Genomic DNA, 22,255 nt, shown 5'->3' with positions numbered 1-22,255 from the left:
ATTCATGAGAGTCGCCCAGGGTAAGCTCCCCTGCCCCATTCTGCGATACCAGCACGTGCACGCCCCATTGGAGGTGTGCGGGCATCTGCTCCTGTAGGCGCTGCCGCAGGGCTGGCAGCGAAGCGCAGCTACTGAAAGCGCTGTAATGCAGCAGGGTAAGGCCGGCGCATAAGGCAGGGCCCAGCTGCCAGCGGTTTGGCTGTGGTATGGTGCGCATCATCTGCAGCTTGCACTTGATAAGCGCAGTTTGCGCAAAAGCCTGTGGGTACAGGGTTTCAAAGTCGGCGCCGCTGCATACAAATACCCGGTTTATCTTCCATTGCTCATCTGCTGTTTGGATATAGGGCATACTAATGCTGTTGACTGCTGTATTAAAACGCATGGTAACGCCCCATTGCTGCTGCAGGCAGGCGGCTATAAGAGCGCTGGCCTCCCGCGGGTTTACCGTCATTTCCGTAGAGCTGTACATAGCGCCCAGCAGGCCGGTTGTTTTCACGGCCCGGCTGCGGGCCGTTACCTGCGCGGGGGTTAACAGTTCACATGCATAGCCATTGGCAGGCGCTGCCTGTACAAACTCTTCCAGCACTGCCAGCTCGTCTTTTGCATATACCAGGTGCAGCGAGCCGGTTTCGTTACATTCCAGGCCGGTGGCTGCAGACAGCTCTTTCCAGATACGGCGGCTGGCCATGGCGCGGCTGTAATGCAAACCTGCCTGCTGGCCTATGGGCCACACCAGGCCAAAGTTGCGGATAGATGCGCCCAGCGCGCGGCTGTTACGTTCAAACAACACTACCTTATTACCTTGCCTGGCCAGGTGGTAGGCCATGGCCAAACCTGCGATGCCAGCGCCTATAACGGCTACGTCTGCATGTTTCATATAAACCAATGTATTGACAGTATTTCTTCCAGGTCGGCTACCAGGTGGGTATGCGGCCCTGCCTGCAGCGCCTCTTTTGTATAGGCCCCGGTGGTAACGCCTATAACGCAGGGGCAGCCGGCGTTAGCGCCTTCTTCAAGATCAGAGAGGGTATCGCCTATTTTGGCTACCTGCTGTATGCTTTTGATGCCCAGCTGCTCCATGGCCCTGTAAATCATGTAAGGATAAGGGCGGCCAAAGGCTACTTCATCACTGGTAACTACTGTATCAACGAGGTCATTATTCAGCCAGCCAACCCTTTCCAGGACAATATTGGTAATGGCGCGGTCAAAGCCGGTATCTAAAGCCACCCTAATATCACGCCGGCGCAGCTCCTGTAACACCATGCCGGCGCCTTTTTTTTCACGCACCTCACCATCCTGGTAATGAGCGCTCATTTGCTGTACAAAAAGCGTGTGCAGGCCATTTACAAAACCAGCATCCCGGTAACGGGCATCCTGCTTTTGCTGCAGCAGATAGCGGATGGCGTAAGGCTTGGCATAACCCATTACCTCATTCACTTCGGGCAGTGAAACGGCTACCCCTGCCTGCTGCTGTATTACCTGCTGCAATACCAGGCCTACATTAGACTCGTCGTGCAGGGTGGTGCCTGCTATGTCAAATACTGCTAACTGTATTCCCATGATGGTGACGCTTCATTAAATATGAGAGCAAAGATAGTTTAGCATTTATAAACAACTAATGATTAATTACCCGTGAGGGAAGGGCAACGCCTGGCGACGTAAGTGGTATGTACTGAAATAAACAGGTGAAAAGCGCAAAAGGACTAAGGCTCTTTTACACTTTTCACCTTGCTTTATGTTTGTTAACCCGCTGTACGGGCAGGGATTACAGCCCTACGTTAAAGCCCATACGGAACAGGGGCCGGTTCTGGTACGGCGACCATTCATCCTGTATCACATCATACAGCACCATAATGTAAAAGGCAGAGCCGCCATCGCCCAGCGGCTGTGAATAGCCGCCGCCTAACAGCAGGCTGGGTACTGCATGGCTTTCTTTTACAGATGTTTTGGGATCAGTATAAAACGTGCTTTTTATGCTTACATAGTTCATCTCCGGCTGGGCATGCGCAAACAGCATTTCCAGCGGGTAAAACCGGCCCCACAGCCCGCCACCGAACACGGTGTACTGGTCCTTCTGCGAGGTGCGGCCGCTATAGTCCTCCCACTTTTCAGATGCGTACTGCGCATTGATGCTGATACCGGCTGCAAACATATCTGAAAAGCGGTACCCCAGCAGCGGCGATATATTAATGTTGGTATAATCGCCGAAGATAAGGCCCACGCTACCGCCAATCATCAGCCGGGAGGGGTCCAGTCCTTTGCGTGAGGCGGTATCTGTTTTATAATACTGGGCCTGTGCAGTATGCATGCCTGCCAGCAGGAATACACATAAGAGCAAACGTTTCATTACTAAACTATTTATTGTTTTACGATTGTGGTGCATTATATCAGTCAAATATTTTTCCCCTGTTCAGGATATTATTCGGATCAAATACCTGTTTAATCTGTTTCATCAGCTGCATGTGCTGCGCATCAAACATTACATCCATATAAGATTTCTGCACCAGGCCAATGCCATGCTCACCTGAAATGGTGCCGCCCAGCTGCTTTACCAGCGCAAATATTTCACGGATGCCGGTTTGCAGCGTACCGTTCCACTGCTCGTCCGACAGGGCGCCGCGGATAATGTTCACATGCAGGTTACCATCGCCGGCATGGCCATAACATACGGAATGAAAGCCGTATTTGCGGCCAATATCCTTTACTCCTTTCAGCAGCACCGGCAGCTCCGCGCGGGGCACCACGGTATCTTCCTCCTTGTACACCGAGTTGGCCTTAACGGCTTCGGCCACACGCCTTCTTAATTTCCACAGCTCTTCTTTCTGCTGATGGTCTTCCGCAAAAAGAATTTCCCCGCAATCGAACTCCGTTACTACGCCGGCAATGCCTTCCATTTCCTGCATCAGCACATCGGGGTAGTTGCCGTCTACCTCAATGAGCAGGTGCGCCTGTATACCGTCTTCTACCTTTACCGTACTGCTCTCTACATACCGCGTTACCCACTCCAGCGCATCGCGCTCCATGAACTCCAGGGCTGAAGGAGTGTACCCGGCCCGGAAAACAGCGCTTACTGCCGCGCAGGCATTTTCCGCAGAGCGGAAAGGCACCAGCATCAGCAGGTCGTATTTAGGCGCCGGTATAAGGCGCAGCACTATACGGGTCACAATGCCCAGGGTTCCTTCACTGCCCACCACCAGCTGGGTAAGGTTATAGCCGGTGGCGTTCTTGAGCACGTTGGCCCCTGTCCATATAACGGCGCCGGAGGGCAGCACCACCTGCAGGTTCAGCACATAATCCTTTACTACCCCATATTTAACGGCTTTAGGGCCGCCGGAATTTTCCGCTATGTTACCGCCTATTAAGCACGAGCCGCGGCTGCTTGGGTCCGGCGGATAGAACAACCCTTTTTCCCTTACCGCGTTCTGCAGCACTTCTGTTATAACGCCCGGTTCTACCGTTACCTGCAGGTTACGTTCGTCAATATCCAGTATCCTGTTAAACCGTTCCATTGACATTACTACCCCGCCCCATTGCGGCAAAGCTCCGCCGCTTAAACCGGTACCGCCCCCGCGGGGTGTTACGGGCAGGTTTTCCTGCTGGCACAGCTGCATAATGCGGCTCACCTGCTCCGTGGTATCGGGCTTAAGCACTACTTCCGGCAAATAATGCAGGTCTTCTGTTTCGTCGTGCGCATAGTTATCCAGCGCTTCCTGGTCTGTAAGTACATTGGCCGCTCCTACAATATCCCGGAACTGGTCCAGGTGCCCGGCATGTAGCCTGGAAAAATTGGTCATGAAACAAAAGTAATTACGAATTATGAATTACGGAATTACGAATTGACCGGTAATGCTTCGGGGTGGTACTTCTTTGCTGAATTAGCCATATAATTCCCTTTAACGGCACTACATGATTTAGTTACACCTTCCATTTGTAATTCATAATTGCACTTACAGTTTTCGGGCAGCATTGCTTATTGAAGCATGGAACTTTTTACTGAATCAGCCATTACAATTACTTTTACCGCCACCTTGCATGTTTTACACACTTACCCATTCGTAATTGGCAATTCATAATTGTACTCCATTGCCCACTCTTAAAAGCTGGGACATAATGTGGCTCTGCGGGCGCTGCTGAAGCTGCGGTTGGGATAAAGGCCGGTAAAAACAATGCCTATTTCATATGCGCCGCGGCGGCCGTTGGAGGCAGCCAGGTTAGAGGCCGTAACATCGTAGCTGAACATCATGCGCACTTTGGAAATTTCATACCCTACCATGAAAATATAGGCATCGTTCAGGCGGTAATAAATGCCGCCATATACCTGCTTGGTGCCATCGCCGGAAAGGTTATAGGCCGCATTGGTGCCCAGCACAAATTCCCTTGAACCGGCCTGGCGGGTATAGTAGGCCGCCGGGTTCAGGATCACCAGGTCGCTTAGCTTAAAAATACCGTTCAGGAAGGCGATGTAACGGCGGTCTATCTGGTTATTGCCTTCATAAAAGCTTTCATGCGGCTTGTTTACATGCTGTACAGAAAAACCGGCATTTACGTAAATATTATCCGTGGGAAAGTAGGCATAGTTCATACCTACCTGCATATCAAAGTAGTTCACTTTTGACTGGGTAATAGGTTCTGCGGTAGGCAGCTCCGAGTCGAAGAACTTACCGTTCCACTGGTCGCCAAAGGTAAGCTTGGCAAGGTCAACCCGTTTGTTGGCAGATCCTACGTTAAAGCCCAGGGATAGCAGGCTGCTTTGCCCCAGCAGCTGATGGTAAGCTACAGAACCATACACTTTGGTAGAGGTAAGGTTGCCGCTGCCGGCCACATCGCGCAGGATAACGCCGCCCAAACCTACCCAGCCGTATTCCAGCCGGTCGCGGAACAGCTGGAAATCGCCAAAGGCCGACATGGTTTTATACGGCACCGGAATGCTGACCCACTGGTTCCGGTAGTTAATGCCTACGCGGTAATTGCCGTCGGGAATAAAACCCGTGTTGGCGGGGTTGGTGGTAAGCGGTGAGTTGAAGAACTGCGAAAAATGCAGGTCCTGTGCGGTTCCCTGCAGGGCAGTGAACAACAATACTAAACCGGCTACGTAAAATTTAACTGGCTGCTTCATGGCTCGTCATCTTAACAAGGTAATGTTTCCCGTCTTATTGGTTTTAGTCCCGTCGCTGAACTCTACACTTACGGTATATGCATATGCATCCATGGGTTGCAAAGCGCCTTTGAACCGGCCATCCCAACCTATATTGGGATCGTTGGACTCAAAGACCAGCTGGCCCCAACGATTGAATATTTTGAAATTGAATTTGGCTATGCCAAAGCCCCGCACCAGCAGCACATCATTCATTCCATCATTGTTAGGTGAGAAGGCGTTAGGGACATCAAACAAGGGTATTACAATTGCGGCTACCTGCTTACAGATCGTATCTACACAACCAGCGGCGTTGGTAGCCAGCAAACACACATCGTACGTTCCTGTTTTATTATACTGGTGTACGGGGTTGGTTTCTACAGAAACGGCCCCGTCGCCAAACTCCCACAAATAGCTTGCCGCTCCAATGCTGGTATTCACAAAGGTAACCGGCGTATTTTCCTCCGGCTTGGTGGGCGTAAAGGTGAAGTCGGCGGTAGGCGGCCCAAACACATGGATGACCATGGAGGTAGAGTCTTCCTTATTACAGGTATTATTATCAAATACGTACAGCTTAACGGTATAATCGCCCGGGTTTAAGTAGGTGTGCGTGGGATAAGCTTCGGTAGAGGTACCGCCGTCCCCGAAGTTCCATGTAAAGGTTTCACCGCCCAGGGAAGTATTATTGAACTCAACAACAGCCGGCACACAGGTACTGTCCGGCGCCTCAAAGCTGGCTTCCACGTTGGCGGCTACACGCAGCGGTACGGTATCGGTATGCGGCGCATTGCAATAATTGGTATCTACCAGGGTAAGCATGGCGTTGTATACACCGGGCGACTGGTAAGCATGCTGCCAGTTCCCCAGCCCTACGGATGACTGGGGCGTTCCATCCCCAAAATCCAGCGTAAAGGACTGGTTGGTGAAAGGCTTGCCCGGCGGGGCTACAGATGCGTTTTTAAAGTCATAGCTCAATGCTTCGCAGGGAGGCAGCTTGGTTACCACCAGGTCTACAGCAGCGCTGTCGGCCCGTATGCGCACCTCTGTGTAAGCGGTGTCACAACCGTTACAGCTGGCCGGATCACATTTTATAAGGCGTATAGTGTAGTCGCCAATGGCGTTATAGGTGTGCGCAATGGTGTCCAGGTTGCCGCCTACATCCGGCGTACCATCTCCAAAGTTCCAGGTGCGGCTTGCTGCGGGCGAGCTGGCAGTATCTACAAAAGTGATATTGGCGGGTACGCAATAGTTCTTACGGCGATCCAGCGTTTTAATGCCGGCCTTCACCCCATCCAGGTTAAACGCGATCTTTAATGCACCAAAGTTGCAGAAAGGCGGCGCCGCGGTGGCGTAAGCGCCGGGGGTGGTGGGATAGCGCGGCTTGGCGCCGTTGGTGGCCGATACATTGCACCAGGCGCATATGCCCTGGTAAATAACGCCGTTGCGGTCAAAGCGGCTGGTGCCACCATCCACATGCTCATACAGGCCGTTGCCGCCAAAAAAGCTGGCGAATAATACATCAGTGGCATCGCGCTGCAGCACAAAAAAGTAAAAGTCCTGGTCGTCCGTGGTACGCTGCAAAGGATTTTTGGTGATTAGCCCGCTGGTGCCCGAGTTAGGGTAACGCAGCGATTTATTGATGCCGCCGCCCCAGCCGGAAACATACACATTCTCACACCGGTCTACCAGGAAAGCCGTAGGCGAAATACTGGGATCTGTGGCCTGCTTGCCAAAGGTAGTGGAGTACACAAATGATGATAGGTTGGGCTGCAGCTTGGATATGAACTGTTTGGAATTATCGTTGTAGAATGTGGCGGTGCCTGTGGGCTGCTTAATGGGCCAGCGGCCGTCTGTAGTGCCCATTACGTATACATAGCCGTTTGCATCCAGCTGTATGCCATATACCTGGTCGGCAGAAGCATTATCGGCCCCGATGAAGGTGCTTTGCAGCACGCTGGCGCCATCGGTGCTGATGTGCATTATAAATCCATCACACACACCGCCGCGGTAACCCGGGTAAATAACACCGCCGGTAGTGCGGAAGTTAGTGCTGGCCGTGCCGCCCGCCACATACAGGGTGTTACCGTTCAGCGCCAGCACATAGCCTGCATCTTCCTTATCGCCGCCAATATAGCTGGCCCACAACAGGTTATTGCAGTTAGGATCTATCTTCATTACCACGCCGTCCTGCGCACCGCCAAACGTGGTTTGGAAAGCGCCGGCTGTTACCGGGAAGTCGGTAGAGCGGGTGCTGCTGGTTACATAAATATTGGCTGCATCATCCAGCACTACCTCACTGCGGGCATCATCGCCGTAGTTGCGCAGCAGCACCCAGCTGCCGGCCTGCCGGTTCTCGCGCATATTCACAGCATCATCTGCGCTGCCGGCTATGCGTAAGGAGCCTATAATGCCGGTGCCTGCTGCATTCAGCTTTACAATGGCAATGTCCCATCCGCCGCGGTTGCCTACCTCATTCTTAAAAGGGAAATTACCGGAAGTGGTTCTGCCGCTAATGACCAGGTTACCCTGCGCATCGGCAAACAGGCTATGCGGCTGCTCATCGCCATTACCGCCCAGGTAAGTAGCATACACCAGGTTGCGGCCATTGGGCGTGAACTTGCTGATGCCAATATCAAACTGTCCGCCCTGGAAAGCATTTTGTATTACGCCGGTAGTAACCGGGTAGCCCTGCGCCCATACAATACCGCCGCCGTAAAAATTACCCTGGTTATCATAAGTAGCGGTAAAGCCCCAGTTATCGGCCCGGGAGCCGGACACGCTGGAGAATACAAAGGTAGGATCTATTACCAGCGGGTATTGCGGATCATATTTTCCTGATACTTTAAAGCTTACTTTATTGCCGTTTACCCGGTAACTAACCTTAACGGGCACACGTTGATTGTTAATGTACTGGTAAGCATATGGCATCTGCTCTGTGGAAGTGCCTACAGAGGTTGTAATCTCCAGCTGCTCTTTCTTCAGCTCCAGCCGGTCCACACCACTGTACTGTAATTGTATTTCGGAAGGATCGGCGCCGGGGTGCACCACCAGGTCGTACTTTAACAGCGAAGCCTCTGAATACACCTGCATGTCGATACCGTTGTACAGGTTTTTGTAAAGTATTTGCTGGTAAGACTTTACTTCGGATTTCCATTTGGAAGGATCGTTACCCAGGAAGTAATTGCTGTAACCTTCTGCCGGCTTATCCGGCATTACCTGCAGGGTGGGTTTGGCATTGAGGAAGGTTACTTCATATGCATGCGCTCTTACTATTGGCTTTTCGCGTTTAATATCGCCCGGAACATCCTGGTGCGGCGTGGCGGCGGCAGCAGCGGCAGCGGTTCCCTTTGCATTGTAATCTACATAAGGCGGCGCCGGCGCATCTGCATGGCCGTGCATATATTCAGTAAGCTTTGAGTAATCGGTTTTGTTAAGCAGCGAAAATGTAAACCCATTCTTTTTAAGGAAGATGGCGCCTCCGCCCAGGTCTGTCTTATACAAAAAATCGCCCTCCCACTGTCCTTTATTTTCAATAAACTGCAAAGGGGTAAAATTACTGTTCTCCTGTGCCTGCGCCCCGGCCGGCAACGCTGCGATTAGCCAGAACGCGACACATAATAAACCGGCAAGGAAAGTAAATTTCAACGGAAATAGATTTTGCGTTTTTTCCTGTAACTAATATACGAATAATAACGTGTAAAGGTTGTCAATGTTACTGCCTGGCAGCAACATTCATCCTATGTAAGAAGTTATTTATACAGAAGATGCGGATAAACAGGTGGTATAATGCATAAGGCCTTAAATTTATTTTTATACCGGTCCTAAAGCAGGTATCAGCAGCAGGAAACAGGAGGCGGGAAAATCTTACCTCCTGCTTAAAGACCTGTACAATAATAAAACGTTTAAGGCGTTGCAAAAATTGTTGCCCATTCCCTTTTACCGCAACAGGGTAACGCTGCCCTGCTTACTGGCCTGGGTACCATCGCTAAACTCCAGCTGCACGGTAAAAGCATAAGCATCCATCGGCTGCAGGGCGCCTTTAAAGCGGCCATCCCAGCCAATACCAGGGTCGTTGGACTCAAATACCAGCTGGCCCCAGCGGTTAAATATCTTAAAGCTGAATTTGCTGATCCCAAAGCCCCGCACCAGCAGCACATCGTTCATACCATCCCCGTTGGGAGAGAAGGCATTCGGCACATCAAACAGCGGCACCACCACGGCAGATACCTGCTGGCAGGCAGTATCTGTACAACCTGCCTGGTTGGTGGCGGTTAAACATACCTCATACGTACCGGTTTTATTGTACTGGTGTACGGGATTGGTGGAGGTAGATATTTCCCCATCGCCAAACGCCCACAAATAGCTTACGGCGCCAACAGACTGGTTTACAAAAGTAACCGGCGTATTGTCCTCCGGCTTGGTGGGCGTAAAGGAAAACGCTGCGGAGGGCGATCCAAAAACGTGCACGATAAAAGTGGTATCGTCTGTTTTGTTACAGGTGCTATTGTCTACGGCATGCAGGGTAACGGTATAATCTCCCGGGTTTGCATAGGTGTGCGTGGGATAGGCTGCTGCAGAGGTGCCGCCGTCCCCGAAACTCCAGCTGAAGCTTTCCCCGCCAAGGGTGGTATTATCAAAGCTGATGACGGCGGGCGCGCAGGCGGTGTCCGGCGCGGAGAAGCTGGCTACTACGTTGGCGGCTACCCGCAGCGGCAGCGTAATGGCATGCGGCGCGTTACAATAGTTGGTATCTACCAGGGTAAGGGTAGCGTTATAAATACCGTCTGCCTGGTAGGCATGCAACCAGGAGCCTGTACCTACAGCAGATGCCGGTGTGCCATCCCCGAAATCGAGCTGGAACGACTGGCTGGTGAAAGGCTTGCCCGGCGGGTAGGAAGAGCTGTTGGTGAACTCATAGGCCAGGGATTCGCAGGGCGGCTGGCGAATGGCTGAAAAGTCAACGCTGGCGCTATCGGCCCGCACGCGCACCGGTATATAAGCGGTATCACAACCGTTACAGCTGGCCGGATCGCATTTAACCAGCCGCACGGTATAATCGCCAATAGCGGCATAGGTATGTGTAATAGTATCGAGATTGCCGCCTACATCGGGCGTTCCATCCCCAAAGTTCCAGGTACGGCTTTGGGCGGGCGTGCCAACAGTATCTACAAACGTAATGTCTGCCGGCACACAATAATTTCCTTTCCGGTCCAGGGTTTTAATGCCGGCTTTTACGCCATCCAGGTTAAAGGCAATTTTCAGGGCGCCAAAGTTACAGTCCGGCGGCGCTGAGGTGGCATAAGCGCCGGGGGTAGTAGGATAGCGCGGCTTGCTGGAGGTGGTGGATAAATTGCACCAGGCGCACAGGCCCTGGTAAATAACGCCGTTACGGTCAAAACGGCTGGTGCCGCCATCCACATGCTCATACAGGCCGTTGCCGCCAAAAAAACTGGCAAACAGCACGCCGGTGGCATCGCGCTGCAGTACAAAAAAGTAAAAATCCTGGTCGTCGGTGGTACGCTGCAGCGCGTTTTTCACCGGCAGGTCTTTGGTGCCGGAGTTGGGATAACCCAGCCCTTTATCCAGGCCCCCGCCCCACCCGGAAATGTACACGTTCTCACATTTGTCTACCAGGAAGGCCACCGGCGAAATGCTGGGGTCTACTGCCTGCTTGCCAAAGGTGGTGGAATATACAAAGGCAGACAGGTTAGGCTGCAGCTTGCAGATGAATTGTTTTGAATGATCGTTATAAAAAGTAGCAGTGCCTGCGGGTTGCTTTACCGGCCAGATGCCTTCGGTGGTGCCCATAATGTACACGTAGCCGTTTGCGTCCAGCTGAATACCGTATACCTGGTCGGCAGAGGGATTGTCCGAGCCCATGTAAGTGCTTTGCAGCAGCGATTTACCATCGGCGGTAATATGGGCAATAAAGCCATCGCACACCCCGCCCCGGTAGCTGCTGTAAATGCTGCCGGCGGTGGTGCGGAAATCGGCGCTGGCCGTACCGCCGGCCACATATAATGTATTGCCGCTCAGCGCCAGCACATAGGCTGCATCTTCTTTTGAGCCGCCAATGTAGCTGGCCCAGGCAAGCGTATTACAGTCAGGGTTTATTTTCATTACCACGCCATCCTGGCTGCCGCCCATGCCGTTCTGGAAAGTACCGGCGGTAACCGGGAAATCTGTGGAGCGGGTACAGCTGGCTACGTAAATATTATCGGCATCATCTACCACCACTTCGCTGCGGGCATCGTCGCCGTAGTTACGCAGCAGCACCCAGTCGCCGCTTTGCCGGTCGTCGCGCATGTTCACCGCATCATCTGCGCTGCCGGCTATGCACAGCGCGCCTATAATGCCGGTGCCGGTGGCGTTAAGCTTTACAACGGCAATATCCCAGCCGCCGCGTTTGCCTATGGTATTGGTGAAGGGGAAATCGCCCGAGCGGGTACGGCCGCTGATCACCAGCTCACCTTTTGTATTTACAAACAGGCTATGCGGCTGCTCAATACTGTTGCCGCCCAGGTAGGTGGCGTATATTAAACGGCGGCCGGTGGGGTCGAACTTGCTGATGGCTATATCAAAGTTGCCGCCCTGGAAAGCATTTTGCGCGGCGCCTGCTGTTACCGGGTAATTGCCCGGATCAAAGCTGATGCTGCCGCCGTAAAAATTGCCCCCTGCATCGTAGGTGGCGGTAAAGCCCCAGTTATCGGCCCGGGCGCCGGAAACCGTGGAAAATACATAAGTAGGGTCTATCACCAGCGTATACGCAGGATCGTAGCTGCCGCTGATGTTAAAGCTTACCTTATCGCCCTTTAACCGGTAGCTAACCTTAACGGGCACACGCTTTTCGTTAATGTACTGGTATGCATACGGCATAAGCTCTGTGGCTACGCCCACGGAGGTGGTAATTTCCAGCTGGCCTTTTTTCAGCGCCAGCTTGTCGGCGCCGGTGTACTGCAGCTCCACGGCCGATACATCGGCACCGGGGTGTACCACCAGGTCGTATTTTAACAGGGAAGCCTCTGAATACACCTGCATATCTATACCTGCATACAGCTGCTTATACAACACCCTTTGATATGACCTTACATTGGAACGCCACTTTGCAGGATCATTACCTATAAAGTAATTACTGTAGGCTTCTATGGCCTTATCCGGCACTATTTCGGGGCTGGTATTGGCATGCAGGAAAGTAACATTATAGGCGTGCGCTTTCAGCGACGGTATTTTTTGTGTGCTGTTGCCCGGTATACCACGTGCATTGGTGGCCGTTATACCGCTGTTCAACGCTGCTTTGGCATCATAGTTCACAGTGGGAGCGCCCGGCGCGCCGGCATGCCCGTGCATAAATTCACGAATGCTGTCCAGCCCTGCTTTATCCATGAGGTAAAAAGTAAAACCATTCTTTTTAAGGAAGATGTTACCGCCGCCCATGTTTGTTTTAAACAGGAAATCACCGGTCCATTGCCCTTTGTTTTCTACAAACTGCAGGGGAGTAAAATTACCGGAGGACTGGCTTTTGGCACGGCTGCTTAACAATAACCCGAGTATGATACCTGTAAAAAGGGCAAGGGAGTAGCGTTTCAAGCGTTACACATTTAGTTGGTGGGTAAATAACATTATATAACAAACGTTGAACCTGTTCAGGAAATTTTGCTCCATTGGGATTTTCCCCGCTGGCTGGCTAAATATTCCTGTAAGGGCTGGTTTTCAGGTAGCGACAGGTCCATATCATCCTGCAGTATTTTTTCGGCGCAGGCCCTGGCTGCATCCAACACGGGCTTATCATGCAAAATGTCGGCGAGCTTAAAGTCCAGCACACCGCTTTGCCGGGTGCCTTCCATATCGCCGGGGCCGCGCAGCTCCATATCTTTTTCAGAGATAATGAAACCGTTGTTGGTTTGAACCATTACGTTTATGCGTTCTTTTGAGTCGGCCCCCAGCTTTACGCCGGTCATTAATATGCAGAAAGACTGCTCTGCCCCGCGCCCAACGCGGCCGCGCAGCTGGTGCAGCTGGGAAAGGCCAAAGCGTTCCGTGCTTTCTATTACCATTACCGAAGCATTGGGCACGTTTACGCCTACTTCAATCACAGTGGTGGCTACCATAATATGGGTTTCGCCCTGTACAAAGCGCTGCATATTGGTTTCCCGCATATCTGCGGGCTGGCGGCCATGCACCATGCTGATGTAGTACTGCGGCTCCGGGAAAAAGGCCTTTACCTCCTCATAGCCTTTCATAAGGTTTTCGTAATCCATTTTCTCGGACTCCTCAATTAACGGGTATACGATATAGGCCTGCCGGCCTTTTTTAATTTCTTCCTTAATGAACTCCATTACCTGCGGGCGCTGAAACTCCGTACGGTGTACGGTGGTAATGGGTTTGCGGCCGGGCGGCATTTCATCTATCACCGATACATCCAGGTCGCCGTAAATGGTCATGGCCAGGGTACGCGGTATAGGCGTTGCCGTCATAACCAGTATGTGCGGGGGAATGGCATTTTTTTGCCACAGGCGGGCGCGCTGCGCCACGCCAAAACGGTGCTGCTCATCAACAATGGCCATGCCCAGGTTATGGAACTGCACTTCATTTTCCAGCAGCGCATGTGTGCCTATGAGTATATGCAGGCTGCCATCTGCAAGGGCAGCCAGTATTTCTTTACGGGCCTTGCCTTTAACGCTGCCGGTAAGCAGGGCTATCTTTACCGGCATATGGGCCAGCAGCTCCGCAAGGCCTTTATAATGCTGCTGCGCCAGTATTTCCGTAGGGGCCATCAGGCACGCCTGGAAGCCGTTATCAATGGCCAGCAGCATGGTTAACAGGGCCACTATGGTTTTGCCGCTGCCTACATCGCCCTGGAGCAGGCGGTTCATCTGGCGGCCGTTCATGGTATCTTGCCGTATTTCCTTTAACACACGCTTTTGCGCGCCGGTTAAGGGAAAGGGTAAATGGTTATTGTAAAATTCGTTGAAGGTATGGCCTACGGCGCCAAACACATAGCCGTGCGATTGCTGGTGCCGCCGTATCTTAAGGCGGCAGATGCGTATTTGCGCAATAAACAGCTCCTCAAACTTCAACCTGCGCCGGGCCTGCTGCGCCTCTTCTTCCGTGGCCGGTAAATGGATCTTGAAAAAGGCCATGGGCCTGGACATAAGCCGGTATTGCTGCAGCACCGGCTCCGGTATGTTTTCCGGTATTTCCAGCGGCGACAGCTGCTCCAGCAGGTTAAAAGTAAGCTTTCCTATGGCCTTGGCCGTTAGGCCGCGGGCTTTCAGCTTTTCAGTGGTGTAATACACCGGCTCCAGGAACTGTTTACCGGTAGCAATGTTCTCTGTAAGCAGGTCCATTTCCGGGTGGGCTATCTGCAGCACGCCGTTGAAGAAAGAAAGGCGGCCGAACACCAGGTAAGCAGTTTGCTCCTGCAGGGATTTCTGCATCCACTGCCAGCCCTGGAACCATACCAGCTCTATTTCGCCGGTTTCATCGCGCAGGGTGGCTACCAGCCTTTTGCCCCGCTTTTCGCCTATTACTTCCAGGGAGGTAATGCGCCCGCGTATCTGCACATAATCCTGCTGCCCCTGCAGCTGTCCTATTTTTTCAACCCGGGTACGATCTACATACCGGAAAGGAAAATAGTTGAGCAGGTCGCCGAAGGTATACAGGTTCAGCTCCTTGCGCAGCAACTCTCCCCGTTGGGGGCCTACCCCCTTCAGGTACTCAATGGGATTGGATAATATGGCTATTGACGGTGCGATGCTGCAAGTTATTTAAATGCAGAGATTAAATAAAATAGTCCATGGGATTGCTCCACGGACTATTTGCTTTTCAACTATATCGTAATGTCCATTTTTGCATGGACTAAAAAATCAATCTGCGATAGCATCTATCTTACCTTCTACAAAAAGCTTCATCCATTCTGTGGTAACAGATTTAGGACGCTCAATGGAAAGGCCCAGGGCGCGGTCCCAGCACAGTGACGCCAGCACGCCCAGGGCGCGCGATACGCCAAACAGCACGGTGTAAAACTCATATTCTGTAAGGCCGTAGTGCACCAGCAGCGCGCCGGAATGCGCATCCACGTTAGGCCAGGGGTTCTTTACCTTACCCAGCTCCTGTAAAATGGGCGGTACGGTTTCATACACCAGCCATACGATGCGCACCAACTCATCATCCGGTAAATGCTTTTTGGCAAACTCCATCTGCGCGGTAAAGCGGGGATCTGTTTTACGCAGCACAGCATGTCCGTAACCAGGTACTACCTTGCCGTCGGCCAGGGTTTTGCGTACATACTGCTCTATCTGGCTTTTGGTAGGCATACCGCCTCCCAGCTCCTCGCGCATGCTCAATATCCAGCGGATCACTTCCTGGTTGGCCAGGCCGTGCAGGGGGCCTGCCAGCCCGTTCATACCGGCGGCAAATGACAGGTAGGCATCGCTCAGCGCAGAACCTACCAGGTGGGTAGTGTGGGCGCTTACGTTACCTCCTTCATGATCGGCATGGATGGTCATATACAGGCGCATCAGCTCTTTGAAGCCTTCATCGTCATAACCGAGCATATGGGCAAAATTGCCGGCCCAGTCGAGCATGCCATTGGGTTGTATATGCTTACCGCCTTTGTATTTGCGGCGGTACACGTAAGCGGCTATACGGGGCAGGCGTGCAATAAGGTTCATGGTATCTTCATACATATGGCTCCAGTAGTCTTTCTTGCTCATGCCTTCTGCATAGGCTTTGGCAAATTCAGACTCTGTTTGCAGCGCCATAATACCAACATTAAACATGGTCATGGGATGGGTGCTGAGCGGCAGCGCCTCAATAGCATCAAACACATAGTTCGGTACATGTGAACGGCGGGCCCACATGCCGGAGAGGTATTGCACATCTGTTTCAGCGGGCAGCTCACCTATCAGCATCAGGTAAAACAAACCTTCCGGTAAAGGCTCTGCACCACCCTGGGCTTTTGGCAAATGCTCCCGCAGCTCGGGAATGGAATACCCCCTGAAACGGATCCCTTCATTGGCATCCAGCAGGGAGGTTTCTGTTGCCAGGCCGGTAATGCCACGCATGCCCTGGTACACCTGTGCAATAGTTACATCATCAATTTTCTTACTGCCATGGTTCTTGATCAGGTCCTTGACTTCTGCGCTGAGCTCATCGGCCTTTACCTTGAATTTCTCTTTTATATACCCCATTTTGATACTATAGTTTGATAGTTAAAACTCAATCGATCAATTGTCAAAAGTAAGGATTTGTTAACTAAGTTGCACGGACTTTTTGAGAGTTACCAGGGGTTAGCCGTTCCTTGGCAGCGGGTATAAAACTCTACAGATCAATCATTTGTCAGCGTAACACAAAAGCAGTTATCTATTAAAAAAATGTGAAATTTTTTAACAGGGCTTTGCCTGCTCCGCTCACCTTTGGTAACCGGGCAGGTTTTATTTGGGGGCGCGCGCGTACAACCAAAATGCCAGGCCGCCGAATATGAAGTTAGGGATCCACACGGCCAGCAGCGGGTTAAGGCTGGCTTTGGTGGAGAATACGGTAGAGAACTGCAGGAAGATAATGTAGGTAGCGCTGATCACAATACCCAGGGCCAGGTGCAGGCCGCTGCCGCCCCTTACCTTGCGGGAGGCAATGATGCCGCCAATGAGCGTTAAAATAATCACGGCAGCGGCAGAGGAGGTGCGGCGGTATTTTTCCACGTAATAGGTGTTGAGTCCCTCTGCGCCGCGCAGCTCTTCCCGGGCAATAAAACGGTTCAGCTCAGGCGTGGTCATAGCTTCCTGTATGTTCCTGGCTTCTACCATTTCCTTGGGCGTAAGGGCAAGTACGAGCGATGTATCTTGTATGTGCCACCAGGTTTCCTTTAAACCTTTAATCCTGCGCAGCGACACGTAATCCAGCCGCCAGGCCTTTTTTGTAGAGTCCCAGGAAACGCGGTCGGCGCGGATCTTTAAGGTCATATCCAGCCCCTCTACCCTTTCCAGCACAAAGTTGCTGCCGCTTTTATAATTGGGATCGTAGGAGCCAAAGGTAACATAGGTAAAGCTGTCTACCCGGGTGGTTTTATCGTACATGGTATGGCCTTCGTCCCTCGTGTGAATGTATTTGTTCTCAAACGTGGTGCGGATGCGGTTGGCCTCCGGCACCGTCCACCGGTTGCCGAGCCAAAGAATGCCGCTGAACAGGAATGCGCCTATCCAGAAGGGGCGCAGGAAACGGCGAAAGCTAACGCCCGCGCTCAGGATGGCGATGATCTCTGAACGGTAGGCCATTTTTGAGGTAAAAAAGATAACGGATATAAAGATGAACAAGGGAAACAGCAGCGCGGCAATATGCGGTATAAAACCAAAATAGTAATCTACTATAATGGTTTTCAGGGAAAGGTTGTTGCTCATAAAATCATCCACCTTTTCCGTAATGTCTATTACTACTGAAATAACCAGCAGGATGATGATGGAGTAAATAAATGTTCCTATGAACTTGCGCAGTATATACCAGTCTATTTTTGTCATACTGATTTTTAGTAACCTTAATTTCTGCAATCTACAATTTAGGCGGTATGATTTTTAACAAGCCTTGTTAATGAATTCAAAAATCGTACATGCGGCTGCGGGAATATTTTAAAGCCTGGTTTGCAGTTGCGGCACCATAGCGGCTTTCCAGGCAGCGTACGTACCATCCAGTATATGTGTGCGCGCGGCTTTTACCAGCTGCAGGTAAAAGCTCAGGTTATGGATGCTGGCCAGCTGCATACCCAGTATTTCACCGGCGGCAAACAGGTGGCGCAGGTATGCTTTGGTATAATGCCTGCTGGCAAAACAATCCGTTTGCTCATCAACCGGCGAAAAGTCCGTTGCCCATTTTTTATTCTTGATATTGATAACGCCCTGCCAGGTGAACAGCATGCCGTTACGGCCGTTGCGGGTGGGCATTACACAGTCAAACATATCTACGCCCAGCGCAATATTTTCCAGCAGGTTCCAGGGGGTGCCTACGCCCATCAGGTAGCGGGGCTTGTGCACCGGCAGTATTTCACATACCAGGCCGCACATTTCATACATCTGCGCTTCGGGCTCTCCTACGCTCAGGCCTCCTATGGCATTGCCGGCACATTCGCGCGCGGCTATTTCCGTGGCGGAAATGGTGCGCAGCTCCTTATAGGTGCTGCCCTGCACAATGGGAAACAGCGTTTGTTCATGCCCGTAGGCCGGCTGTGTTTCTGCCAGGCGTTTGATACAGCGGTCGAGCCAGCGGTGCGTAAGCTCCATTGATTTGCGGGCATAATGGAACTCTGACGGGTAAGGCGGGCATTCATCAAAAGCCATGATAATATCCGCGCCAATGGTGCGCTGTATATCCATTACATTCTCGGGGGTAAACAGGTGGCGGCTGCCATCTATATGGGACTGGAACACCACCCCTTCCTCTTTTATTTTGCGGTTGGCTGCCAGTGAAAAAACCTGGTAACCACCGCTGTCTGTAAGTATGGGACGCTCCCAGCTATTGAACTTATGCAGCCCACCGGCGGCAGACAGTACCTCCAGGCCCGGGCGCAGGTACAGGTGATAAGTATTGCCCAGGATAATCTGTGCCTGCACATCGGCACGCAGCTGTTCCTGTGTAACGGCTTTTACGCTGCCCACCGTGCCTACGGGCATAAAAATGGGCGTTTCAATACTGCCATGGGCCGTGGTGAGCACACCGGCGCGGGCCCTGCTGTTGCTGTCTGTTGTAAGAAGGTTAAAATCCATAAAAACAGGGCAAAGGTATAATTAATGTGCGGATATGCAGATGTGCGGATGTGCAGATGGGATTGACGGGGAGGTTGGATGATTAGGTGGATGGAAGATGGCAGATGGATTGAAGAAGGAGATTAGCGGATGGGTGGATGCAACGGAGGCTAAGGGAGATTAGTGCATGGCGGATGGGCAGGTAAGAGCATATGCAGATGGCGATTACCGGTGGCAGATAGCAGGCGGAATTAAAGGTTGGTACCTGGTAACCGGGCAAATGAAATTGCGGGGAGATAAGATGAACAGGTAAAGGGGCACCGGGAGCAGTAAATGGGGAAAAATTATAGCGTAAAACACGCCTGCCGGAAGAAAAAAAGCAGTAAAAAACGAACCCGGCCTAGAACAAAAATATGATAGTTGACGGCTCCCCTTTCATATTTTACCTTTTTTATCCCCATAAGGTTACAGATAAGCAAAAACATATATATTTGTCCCCAATATGTCGGAACATCTGGGTTTAATTGCTTTTTACATTTTTGCTACCGTAGCCGGTGTACAGGTGCTGTATTACCTGATCTTCTTTTCCCGGGTAGCCTTTTACAAGCGCAGGTTTGATTTGGATGAAGCGCCCGCCAACCGTTTTTCGGTAATCATCTGCGCCAAGAATGAGGAGCTGAACCTCCAGAAAAACCTGCCCACAGTACTGCAGCAACGTTACGACATTCATCACAACCCGGAGTACGAAGTAATAGTAGTGAACGATAATTCAGAAGACGATACCAAGTACTACCTGCGCTCCATAGAGCCGGGTTATGCCCATTACCGGCATATAGAGCTGAAGCAGGCGGCCAAATTCATTCCCGGCAAAAAATATCCTTTATCTATCGGCCTGAAAGGGGCCCAATATGAGCATGTGCTGCTTACGGACGCAGACTGCCGCCCTTCCAGCGTAAACTGGCTGCATATTATGAGCCAGGGTTTCCGCGACGGGAAGGAGATTGTGCTGGGGTATGGCCCGTATGTAAAAAAACCCGGCTTTCTCAACAAGGTAATCCGGTACGAAACCTTTTTCAGCGCCCTGCAATACCTTTCCTTTGCCATGGCCGGCATACCCTATATGGGCGTAGGCCGCAACCTGGCATATAAAAAAGAGCTTTTCTTCCGCAACAAGGGTTTTGTAAACCACCAGCACCTGGCCAGCGGCGACGATGACCTGTTTGTGAACAGCGCGGCCAACAGCCATAATGTTGCCGTGGTTATTGACAAACAGGCATTTACCTATTCCGAGCCCAAAACCAACTGGAGCCGCTGGTTCAGGCAAAAAACCAGGCATATGTCTACCGGCAGGCACTACCGCTTTGGCCATAAGCTGCTGCTGGGCATATTTTCCCTTACGCATTTCCTGTTTTACCCGGCCTTTATAGTAAGCCTTTTTTACCTGCCGCTGATGTACTATGTGCTGGCCGTTTTTGGCGTTAAGCTGCTGATACAGTCCATCATCTTCTTTTTTGCGCTGCGCCGGCTGGACGAAGGCGACCTGTTCAAACTGTCGTGGTTCATGGACATCTTTATGTGCCTGTATTACATTATCTTCGCACCCTCATTAGTATTCAAATCAAAGAACAAATGGTAATGACTGGCTGTTAGCTATGGGCCTTTAGCTGCTGGCTAAAGCCAGGATGCTGATAGCTAACCGCATGTAGTCATGAACATTATCCTGCAATATTTTTCTGATTTCACCCCTTTGCAGCTGCAGCAACTGACTGCGCTGGACGCCGTATACCGGGAGTGGAATGAAAAGATCAACGTAATATCCCGTAAAGATATTGACAGCCTGTACGAAAAACATGTGCTGCATTCCCTGAGCATTGCTGCCGCTGTGGACCTGCCAGCCGGCACGCAGGTGCTGGACCTGGGCACCGGCGGTGGTTTTCCCGGCATTCCGCTCGCCATTTTTTTCCCGGAAGTGCAGTTTCACCTGGTTGACTCCATCGGCAAAAAAATAAAGGTGGTGGAAGCGGTAAAAGACGCGCTGGAGCTGAAAAATGTAACTACCGCCCATACCCGGGCAGAAGAAATAAAAAACCGCAGGTTTGATGTAGTAGTATCGCGCGCCGTGGCCCCCCTGGGCGATTTGTGGCGCTGGAGCAAGCCCCTGCTGAAGAAAGCGGAAAGCAAAAAGCAGAAAGCAGAAAGCACCGGGGAAGAGGAAGCTGCCAGCGGGCTCATATGCCTGAAAGGCGGCGATCTTGCGCAGGAAATATCTGAAAGCGGCTGCCACCCTACCCTGCTGGATATTTACGAGCTGTTTCCGCTGGATTATTTTAAGGAGAAGTACGTGGTATTGGTAACGCGTTAGTTTCCAGCGTTACATGCTGTATGCCCAGGTGCTCCAGCTCGTGGCGCAGGCTGTTTTTCAGACCGGCCACCTGCTCCCCGTCCAGGTTATCGGACACCACCAGCTGCGCGGTAAGCGCATTTTCCGTGGTGCTCATAGCCCATATATGTACATGATAAATGTCCTTTATACCGGGTATTTTCAGGGCGGCTGCCTTTACCGCCTCCAGCTCAATGCCGGGCGGCACCCCGTCCATAGAAAGCCGCAGGCTGCTGCGCAGCAGGCCCCAGGTGCTGTATACAATTACCAACATTATAATAAGGCTTACAACAGGATCAACCCAGTACCAGCCGGTATATATAATAATAATGCCAGCCACCACTGTACCCAGTGACACCATGGTATCTGCCAGCAAATGCAGGTAAGCCCCTTTTACATTCAGGTCACTTTCCTTATGACGCATAAACAGCAGGGCCGAAGTAGCATTTACCACAATGCCAATGCCGGCTATTATGGCCACCATACCGCCGGGTACGGCCTCCGGCCGGGAAAACCGGCGAATGGCCTCCCACCCGATGGCCCCTACGGCCACCAGCAGAATAAGCGCATTGAACAGCGATACCAGTATGGTGCTTTTGCGGTAGCCATAGGTGTACTGCTGGCTGGATCTCGCCTTTGCCAGGCGGAACGCCACCAGGGAAAGCGCCAGGCTGGCCACATCGCTCAGGTTATGGCCGGCATCGGACACCAGGGCCAGGGAGCCGGTAACAAAGCCAGCCACAAACTCCACCACCACGAACCCCAGGTTCAGGGCAATGCCCCAGATAAATGCACGGTTCAGCTGCCCGCCGGCAGCGGGTAGCGCATGCGTATGTACATGGGCGTGTGCATGATCATGTGACATAACGTAAATTTAAGGAAGTTTACGCATGGGGCCTGGCTGCAGCAGCATATGAAAATGAAACACTTGTGCATTTCTGAGGTACAACGGTCCACTTCCAGCGCAGCCGGCCGTTATTAAAGCAGAAAATTTTTTCCGTTAGCTAA

Annotated in this window: 14 protein-coding genes; 2 read left to right on the top strand and 12 right to left on the bottom strand. The window is 51.9% G+C overall.

Annotated elements, in window-relative coordinates:
• The 11 genes from VFS25_RS08220 to tgt form a co-directional block, all read right to left on the bottom strand.
• Positions 1 to 877 (bottom strand): TIGR03364 family FAD-dependent oxidoreductase (locus VFS25_RS08220; protein ID WP_326461648.1); only part of this gene is annotated, 877 nt, incomplete at its 3' end.
• Positions 874 to 1,560 carry an HAD hydrolase-like protein gene (locus VFS25_RS08215; protein ID WP_326461647.1) on the bottom strand — a complete coding sequence of 229 codons (687 nt, stop codon included), beginning with the start codon at positions 1,558 to 1,560 and terminating at the stop codon, positions 874 to 876. The genes VFS25_RS08220 and VFS25_RS08215, both read right to left, overlap by 4 nt.
• A 205-nt stretch (positions 1,561 to 1,765) precedes the next feature.
• Positions 1,766 to 2,347: a hypothetical protein gene (locus VFS25_RS08210; protein WP_326461646.1), complete on the bottom strand. Its 582-nt coding sequence runs from the start codon at positions 2,345 to 2,347 to the stop codon at positions 1,766 to 1,768.
• Between the two features lie 40 nt (positions 2,348 to 2,387).
• Positions 2,388 to 3,794: an FAD-binding oxidoreductase gene (locus VFS25_RS08205; protein ID WP_326461645.1), complete on the bottom strand. Its 1,407-nt coding sequence runs from the start codon at positions 3,792 to 3,794 to the stop codon at positions 2,388 to 2,390.
• 299 nt (positions 3,795 to 4,093) lie between these two features.
• Positions 4,094 to 5,116, bottom strand: coding sequence for a PorP/SprF family type IX secretion system membrane protein (locus VFS25_RS08200; protein ID WP_326461644.1), 1,023 nt, complete (start codon positions 5,114 to 5,116; stop codon positions 4,094 to 4,096).
• A gap of 6 nt (positions 5,117 to 5,122) precedes the next feature.
• Positions 5,123 to 8,677: a PKD domain-containing protein gene (locus VFS25_RS08195; protein WP_326461643.1), complete on the bottom strand. Its 3,555-nt coding sequence runs from the start codon at positions 8,675 to 8,677 to the stop codon at positions 5,123 to 5,125.
• 393 nt (positions 8,678 to 9,070) lie between these two features.
• Positions 9,071 to 12,721 (bottom strand): gliding motility-associated C-terminal domain-containing protein, encoded by a 3,651-nt coding sequence (locus tag VFS25_RS08190; protein ID WP_326461642.1) that lies wholly within the window; start codon positions 12,719 to 12,721, stop codon positions 9,071 to 9,073.
• Positions 12,722 to 12,777: 56 nt separating this feature from the next.
• A complete protein-coding gene (gene recG / locus VFS25_RS08185) occupies positions 12,778 to 14,856 on the bottom strand; it encodes an ATP-dependent DNA helicase RecG (RefSeq protein ID WP_326461650.1) in 2,079 nt (692 codons plus the stop codon).
• Positions 14,857 to 15,000: 144 nt separating this feature from the next.
• Entirely contained in the window at positions 15,001 to 16,326 is a 1,326-nt protein-coding gene (locus tag VFS25_RS08180) for a citrate (Si)-synthase, eukaryotic (protein ID WP_326461641.1), read from the bottom strand.
• A gap of 243 nt (positions 16,327 to 16,569) precedes the next feature.
• Positions 16,570 to 17,649, bottom strand: coding sequence for an LptF/LptG family permease (locus VFS25_RS08175; protein WP_326461640.1), 1,080 nt, complete (start codon positions 17,647 to 17,649; stop codon positions 16,570 to 16,572).
• A 108-nt stretch (positions 17,650 to 17,757) separates the two neighbouring features.
• Positions 17,758 to 18,888 (bottom strand): tRNA guanosine(34) transglycosylase Tgt, encoded by a 1,131-nt coding sequence (gene tgt, locus VFS25_RS08170; protein ID WP_326461639.1) that lies wholly within the window; start codon positions 18,886 to 18,888, stop codon positions 17,758 to 17,760.
• Between the two features lie 481 nt (positions 18,889 to 19,369).
• Here tgt and VFS25_RS08165 point away from each other — a divergent pair, with 481 nt between their 5' ends.
• Together VFS25_RS08165 and rsmG are read left to right on the top strand one after the other, a co-directional pair.
• On the top strand, positions 19,370 to 20,503 hold the full coding sequence (locus VFS25_RS08165) for a glycosyltransferase (RefSeq protein ID WP_326461638.1): 1,134 nt from the start codon (positions 19,370 to 19,372) through the stop codon (positions 20,501 to 20,503).
• 72 nt (positions 20,504 to 20,575) lie between these two features.
• Positions 20,576 to 21,229: a 16S rRNA (guanine(527)-N(7))-methyltransferase RsmG gene (rsmG, locus tag VFS25_RS08160; protein ID WP_326461637.1), complete on the top strand. Its 654-nt coding sequence runs from the start codon at positions 20,576 to 20,578 to the stop codon at positions 21,227 to 21,229.
• Here rsmG and VFS25_RS08155 read toward each other — a convergent pair.
• Entirely contained in the window at positions 21,195 to 22,112 is a 918-nt protein-coding gene (locus VFS25_RS08155) for a cation diffusion facilitator family transporter (RefSeq protein WP_326461636.1), read from the bottom strand. The two genes, rsmG and VFS25_RS08155, sit on opposite strands and share 35 nt — an antisense overlap.
• Between the last annotated feature and the right edge of the window lie 143 nt (positions 22,113 to 22,255).

Origin of the sequence: Chitinophaga sp. (genome assembly GCF_035761305.1) — a bacterium.
Lineage (GTDB): Bacteria > Bacteroidota > Bacteroidia > Chitinophagales > Chitinophagaceae > Chitinophaga.
This window is presented reverse-complemented; position numbering and strand designations above follow the sequence as displayed.